This window comes from Arthrobacter sp. Hiyo1 (assembly GCF_001263615.2).
Classification (GTDB): domain Bacteria; phylum Actinomycetota; class Actinomycetes; order Actinomycetales; family Micrococcaceae; genus Arthrobacter.
The window spans coordinates 36699-43416 of sequence record NZ_DF952476.1 but is presented as its reverse complement, the minus strand read 5'-3'; the positions used below and the strand labels follow the sequence as shown (position 1 = coordinate 43416).

The window sequence follows — 6718 nt, the reverse complement described above, 5'->3', positions numbered from 1 at the left end:
CAGGGGACGTCCCGCCGCCCGGATCCGGCTCCAGCCCCGACCAAATCCTCCCCCGCGGCCGTCCCGCTCGTCTCGGCGCAAGCATTGGTCAATGACGACAATTCCGCCCAGGTTCTGGCCGTGTTCAACGCCATCAATGCCTACAGGACGTCGCTTGGCTTGAACCCGGTGAAGTACAACCCCACGGTGTCCAGTCTTTCGCAGGACTGGTCCAACAACATCGCCAGCCGCCAAGTGATTGAACACCGCCCCAACTTCTGGACCGATCCCAGGGCCTTGAACCCCAACAACGGCGCAGGTGAAGTCATCGCTGTCCGCTGGGATCGGGATGCCGCCCAGCTTGTCGAATGGTGGAAAAGCTCGCCCGCCCACGACGCACTGCTGCGTGATCCACGTCTCAACGTGATTGGCGTCGGCATCACTTTCACGGACGGCAACTACCAAACCACCCCCAATAGCTACACGATGTGGGGCGTGGTCAATCTCTTCGGCTACACGACTCTGCCCGCCGGCACAGTCAACAGCCCGGGCGCGGGCACAGCCCCTCCCCAACTTCCGCCACCGACGGTCTGCGACCCCATCGTGAAGCACGAGCCGCCCACGCTGGACCTCAGTGCGGCAGCCATCCGCAGCGCAGGTGACCTCGTCGCCGTCGACCCTTCGGGAAACCTGAGGGACTACCCTGCACTTGGCAACGGCACGTTCGGTCCTGCCCGGACAGTCGGGACCGGTTTCGCCGGGGCGAAAGAAGTGATGACCACTGATTGGGACCGCGACGGCGTGATCGATGTCCTCGTCCAGATGCTGGACGGCAGGCTCCTCCTCTACCCCGGCGTGGTGAGCGGAGGGTTCAAGGCCCCAGTGGTGTTGGGCCTATCGGGTTGGCAGTCGATGACCATGGCCGTGGGCATCTGGTGCGGCAACAACCGGCTCCCGCAGATCCTCGCCATTGATTCCAGCGGCGCGCTTTACCTGTACCGGAACGTGGGGCTAACCGCCATGGTGGGGCGGACTCAAGTGGGCACGGGCGTCAGTGCCATCCGGCTCAGCATGGTGGACTACGACGCCGACGGCTTCCAGGACCTGCTGGCCGTGGAAGCAAACGGGAACCTGCGCCTCTACCGCGGCTCCGGGCTCACCACGCCGAAGTCGGAGGCTAGGCTGGTAGTGGGAACCGGATGGACGGACTACTCCGGATTGCGCTCGCTCAACGGTGTCACGGGCCTCAACACGACTGGAATCGCGGGCCTCCTGAGCAACGGAACGATCGAATATTGGGACCTGACCGGCGGACGCCTCACGACGCCGAGCACTCCGGTCACCGGCTTGGGCGGACTCAAGCTGGCGCAGTAACTGGGCCCTAAGCCTCGGAGGTTTGCTCCTCGATGACCGACTTGAGCTGCTCCAGCTGGACGACTTCCTCTTCCATGGTCTTCTGGATCATGCCGTTCATGAGTTTCTGCAAGCCTTTGGGGTGGTACTCCAGCGCGAACCGCAGGCGGGTATTGGGCCCCTCGGTGCTGAGGTAGTAGCCGCCGGTGGGCCGCGCAGGACCGGCAACGACGGCGAAGCGCACTTCGGCGCCCGGCCTGGCTTCAGTGATTTGGAAGTCAGCCGCGATCGGCCGCCCGCCCGGCCCCGCCAAAGTCTGCTGGTAAACGGCGCCTTTTTCGCCGGCATGTCCGGAACGGAGGGAAATGCTGCGGATTCCACTGCGCCACAGGGGATTGTTGAGCCCGTCCACCAGGAATTGGTAAACGGTCATGGCGTCGCGACCAATGAGTACTTCATGCTCTGCAAATGCCACGGAATCCTCTTTCGGCGTACGGCTCTTGGACATAGCCGGGTTCCCCATGACACAGCAGCTAACTGCTACAGAATAGTCAGGCGTGGCGCAGCGCAACACACCCACGTCGAGCCTTAACCGAATCTTTACGAGCCCGGCAGGGAATTTGATGAGACCGTGATACCGGTGAGTCTGTGTCCGGATCAGCGCGCCATCTGCGCTAAGCTGGGATCTGCTCCGGCTGGTTTGCGGAGCAATGCGGGCGTAGCTCAATGGTAGAGCGCTAGCTTCCCAAGCTCGATACGCGGGTTCGATTCCCGTCGCCCGCTCCATTTCTGCCCTGATACAAGGTGCCCAAGCCCTTGGGTGTATCGTCAGGAGCTAGGAGCCATTTCGGCTCTGCTCTAGGGAGCGATCATGGCTGACAAATCACCTCGCCAAGCTGCATCGAAAAAATCCGGCAAATCCATCAAAGAAAAGCGCGCGGATAAGAGGGCTTCAGAGTCCTCCGCAACCACGGTGGCCAAGCCGGCAACCGGCAACAAAAAGTGAGCGGCCATATAGGCGCCATGACCCTCGGCATCCTGTCGACATCGCGGAAGCCGGACGAGCGCCGGCTGCCCGTCCATCCCCTGCACTTGGAGCGCATTGCTCCGGAACTCCGGCAACACATCCGGCTGGAGCGCGGCTACGGAGAGCGCTTCGGCTTTTCGGACAGCCAACTTGAGCCGCTGGTCGGTGGCATGGCAAGCCGTGAAGAACTGATCTCGAATTCGGATGTCATCCTCCTGCCCAAACCGCAGCCGGAAGACCTGGCCGACCTCCGCGACGGGCAAGTCCTCTGGGGTTGGCCGCACTGCGTCCAGGACAGGGCCATCACCCAACTCGCCATCGACAAGAAGCTGACCTTGATCGCCTTCGAGGCGATGAACCATTGGGCCAGCGACGGCGGCTTCGGGCTTCACGTGTTCCATAAGAACAACGAACTTGCAGGCTACTGCTCCGTCATCCATGCCCTTGCCCTGACGGGCTCGACGGGTGACTACGGGAGGCGGCTGAGCGCCGTCGTGATTGGTTTCGGAGCTACGGCGCGTGGCGCGGTCACAGCCCTGAACGCGCACGGCATCCACGATGTCCAGGTGCTGACCAACCGCGGAGTTGCGGCGGTCGGTTCGCCCATCCACTCGGTGCGCATAGTGCAGTTCGACCACGACCAGAACGCCCCTTTCCTGAGCGAGGTCATTACCGATCGCGGACGCAAGCCGCTGGCTCCGTTCCTTGCCGCCGCCGACATAGTGGTCAACTGCACGCTGCAGGATCCGAACTCGCCGCTGACGTACCTGCGGACCGAGGACCTGGATGCGTTCCAGCCGGGCAGCTTGATTGTTGACGTCTCCTGCGACGAAGGCATGGGCTTCAGTTGGGCGCGGACCACGACGTTCGCCGAGCCCATGTTCACGGTGGGCGACCACATCAACTACTACGCCGTGGACCACAGCCCGTCCTACCTGTGGAACTCGTCCAGCTGGGAAATCAGCGAGGCGCTCCTGCCGTTCCTCGAGACTGTCATTTCGGGCCCCGAGGCCTGGGACGCCAGCGAAACAATCTCGCGAGCCATCGAGATCCGCGACGGCATCATCCGGAACCCGGACGTGCTCCAGTTCCAAGAGCGCTCAGCCGACTACCCGCACCTCGCGGCGTAGTCGCCTCGTAACCTCATAATGCGGCTGAGCCGGGCGCCTTGTGGGTGCCCGGCTCAGCCGCGTTTTGGCGACACTCCGCTACGCCGACTGCGGGACGATCCGCACCATCCGGCGTCGGTCCCGGACATTCACTTTGAGCCGCAACTCAGACTTCCGGGCCAGCACGACGGCGACTGTCGCCGCTGCAAGCGCCGGCACCCCGCCTGACACCAAGAGTGCAGCGTGCGGGTTCAGGTGCTCGGCAAGCCAGCCCATCATGGGTCCGCCGATGGCTTGGCCACCAATGAGCACCATGATGTAAAGGCTCATGACGCGGCCGCGGATGCTCATGTTGGCGCTGACCTGGACCAGCTGGTTGGCGGCGGTCAGGAACATGAGGCACCAGAATCCGGAGAGGACCATGGCAGCGGAGAGCCACACCATCGATGGCGCCAACGCGGCCAGGCACAGCATCAAGCCATACATCCCGGCGCACAGCACCACCGAGCGCAGGCGCAACTGGCGGCGGCGGGCCGACGTGATTGCTCCGGCGAGCGCGCCAAGGGCCACCATGGCGTTGAGCAAACCGTAGCCGCCGGCACCGGCATGGTAGATGTGGTCCGCGAAGGCAGCGAGGAGCACGGGCAGGCTCATCGCGAAGACCGCTACAAAGCCGGCCATGAGCCACGGCCAGTAGATCGTGGGCTTGCTGAGTGCGTATCGCAGTCCCTCCTGCAGCATCCCCTTGCGTTTTGGCACGGGCGTGCTGACATAAAGTTCATTCTTGCGCAGCATCAAGAGCATGGTGACCGTGGAGCAGCAAGCCACCGCGTTCGCCGCGAAGGCCCAGCCCGCTCCGACCGCGGTCAGCAGCACGCCGGCCAGGGCGGGACCAATGAGGCCGCCCAACTGGAATGTGGTGGAGTTGACGCTAATCGCGTTGCGCAGGTATTTCGGCCCCACGAGTTCGTTGACGAAGACCTGCCGTGCGGGCTGGTCGAGGACCGTCACGAGGCCCAGGACAAAAGCGATCACGTAAACGTGCCACACCTCGATGTGGTGGCTCAACGCCAACACGGCAAGGATGGCAGCCAGGGAGGCCGCGACGCTTTGGCACAGGATGAGGATGCGTCGCTTGGCGAAGCGGTCCGCCATCATGCCGCCCCAGGGGCCCAGGAAAAGCGACGGCGTGAACTGCAATGCCACCGTTATTCCGACGGCGGTGACGGATCCGGAGAGCTGTAGTACCAACCAGTCCTGGGCGATTCTCTGCATCCAGAGTGCGATGACAGCTACGAAGTGGCCTACGGCGAAGATCCGGAAGTTGGGTACTTTGAGGGAAATGAAGGTGTGCCGCCAAGGCAGCCGTTCGTTGACGACGGCGATCGGCTGGGTGACCGTGTCAGGGTCGGCAGCGTGCGGAATTCGGCTGCTTGCGGCGAGTGAATCGATGGCGGGTTGGCTGACGTTTGCCGCTGAGGGCGGTGGGGGTGCCAAAAGTAGTCCTTGGATAGGCGTTTCGCTGGGATGCCTTTAACGCTAGGGTTGGCCGCGGTGATTATGGAAGTGAATTGGCCGTATAACTAGCATTGCGAAGTGCAATACACCGGCGTGGGCGGCGGTGAAGGTAGCTATCCAAGGAGTCCCGTGTTCGAACCCGTGCAGCTGCGGTCCTTCCTGGCCGTGGCCGAGACTTTGAGTTTCACGAAGGCAGCCGAGCGCCTCGGCCTGGCCCAACCCACGGTCAGCCAGCATGTGCGAAAGCTGGAGATGGCGGCCAAACGGGCGCTCGTAGCCCGCGACACCCGGGATGTCCGGCTCACCGACAATGGCGACGCCATGGCAGGCTTTGCCCGCAACATCCTCTCAGCGCACGATTCCGCGGCGAGGTACTTTTCCGGTTCAGCCATGCGCGGCCGTTTGAGGTTCGGAACCGCCGACGACCTCGCGATCACGGGGCTGCCTCGGATCCTGCGCGAGTTCCGGCAGCTGTACCCCCAGATCAACCTTGAACTCACGGTCAGCCAGAGCGACCAGCTCTACAAACGGGTCAATGCGGGCCAGTTGGATCTCGTCTTCGTGAAGTGGGTGGGCGAGGCGAAGGACGGCACGGTGGTCCGGCACGACAAATTTGCCTGGGTCGGGGTCGAACAAACGGTACTGGACCCGGCCAGCCCCGTGCCGCTGATCTGCTATCCGGCTCCGAGCGTCAGCCGGAAACTGGCCATCGACGCGCTGGAGGCCATGGGCCGGACGTGGCGGGTCACCTGCTCGACCAAGCAGATCGCCGGTGTCCTGGCAGCGGTGCGCGCGGGCATCGGCGTCGCCGTGATGCCGTCGTCGCTGGTTCCCGAGGACCTCACGGTGATCACCAAGCGCTTCGACCTCCCGCCCGTGGGCGATGTCGACTTCACCTTGATCCGCAACCCCTTGGCGAACGCCGAGGTGGTGGATGCGCTGACGCAGGCGATCATCGGCAGAACACTCAATAAGCAGGCGTAGCAAGCGCCACCAAACCGCGCGTGGCTAAACCGCGCTGCGCTCCGGGGCGAGCGCCTGCGCGGCGAGAAGGACGGTCCGGACGATCGCCTTCCGGCGCCGCTCCGCCCTGATTGGCCCCTTGCTGCCGGCCATGAGGCCATCCAGCTCGGGCAGTACCGGCCACGCGTCACACAACGCAATGATGGTGAGCATCAGATCGGCCGCGTCTTCCTTGGACGTCCCCGGCATGGCCCGGATGACACCGTCAACCTTGTTCCTGCAGTTCGCGGCCCGGTCCGGACGGTTCACCACATATTCGCCCCGCTCCAGGCCCTCCCAAAACAGCAGCCTCGGAAGGGTGGCGTCCTGGTGGTGATGGTCGAACAGGCGTCCGGCGTAATCGGCCAAGGCTTCGGGACCGGCGCCCTCGATGCGGACTTCGTCCACCACTTTGCTGAGCTGGGACGCGATCACGGCGTCGAAGAGAAGATCTTTCTTACCGAAGTACTGATAGATGCGTTCCTTGTTGACTCCGGCCGCAGCAGCGATGCGGTCCACCCTGGCGCCGGCGAGTCCGAATTGGCAAAACTCGGCAGTCGCCGCCTCAAGGAGGAGTCGCTTGGTCCGCTCGGTATCCCATGCCATGTGTCCACCTTAACAGATTCCAACCAAGTAGTTGCAGTTTTCGAGGGTGGGGTCTAGTCTGAACTCACGTCGAAAGCAACCAATTAGTTGGAGAATGTCATGAACACCCAAATCCCCGTTGCCG

General features: G+C 63.4%; 7 protein-coding genes and 1 tRNA gene. 5 read left to right on the top strand and 3 right to left on the bottom strand.

Features of this window, described 5'->3' with window-relative positions; translation table 11 throughout:
* The coding region (locus tag AHiyo1_RS20650; protein ID WP_253257514.1) for a CAP domain-containing protein at positions 1-1353 on the top strand (1353 nt) is incomplete at its 5' end.
* 7 nt (positions 1354-1360) lie between these two features.
* Here AHiyo1_RS20650 and AHiyo1_RS20645 read toward each other — a convergent pair.
* The gene (locus AHiyo1_RS20645; protein WP_059389834.1) at positions 1361-1807 is read right to left on the bottom strand and encodes an SRPBCC family protein; all 447 of its coding nucleotides are present in this window, start codon (positions 1805-1807) and stop codon (positions 1361-1363) included.
* A gap of 237 nt (positions 1808-2044) precedes the next feature.
* Here AHiyo1_RS20645 and AHiyo1_RS20640 point away from each other — a divergent pair.
* The 3 genes from AHiyo1_RS20640 (at position 2045) to AHiyo1_RS20635 (ending at position 3489) form a co-directional block, all read left to right on the top strand.
* Positions 2045-2118: transfer RNA gene (locus tag AHiyo1_RS20640), tRNA-Gly, on the top strand.
* 85 nt (positions 2119-2203) lie between these two features.
* Positions 2204-2338, top strand: coding sequence for a hypothetical protein (locus AHiyo1_RS27765; RefSeq protein WP_264637052.1), 135 nt, complete (start codon positions 2204-2206; stop codon positions 2336-2338).
* Positions 2339-2355: 17 nt separating this feature from the next.
* Complete coding sequence (locus AHiyo1_RS20635) at positions 2356-3489, top strand: N(5)-(carboxyethyl)ornithine synthase (RefSeq protein WP_370872243.1); 1134 nt, start codon at positions 2356-2358, stop codon at positions 3487-3489.
* A gap of 78 nt (positions 3490-3567) precedes the next feature.
* On the opposite strand, the gene AHiyo1_RS20630 is transcribed toward AHiyo1_RS20635, so the two are convergent.
* Positions 3568-4965 (bottom strand): MFS transporter, encoded by a 1398-nt coding sequence (locus tag AHiyo1_RS20630; protein ID WP_059389832.1) that lies wholly within the window; start codon positions 4963-4965, stop codon positions 3568-3570.
* Positions 4966-5115: 150 nt separating this feature from the next.
* On the opposite strand from AHiyo1_RS20630, the gene AHiyo1_RS20625 reads away from it, so the two are divergent.
* The gene (locus AHiyo1_RS20625; protein WP_059389831.1) at positions 5116-5970 is read left to right on the top strand and encodes a LysR substrate-binding domain-containing protein; all 855 of its coding nucleotides are present in this window, start codon (positions 5116-5118) and stop codon (positions 5968-5970) included.
* 24 nt (positions 5971-5994) lie between these two features.
* On the opposite strand, the gene AHiyo1_RS20620 is transcribed toward AHiyo1_RS20625, so the two are convergent.
* Positions 5995-6594 (bottom strand): TetR/AcrR family transcriptional regulator, encoded by a 600-nt coding sequence (locus AHiyo1_RS20620; protein ID WP_059389830.1) that lies wholly within the window; start codon positions 6592-6594, stop codon positions 5995-5997.
* Positions 6595-6718 lie beyond the last annotated feature (124 nt).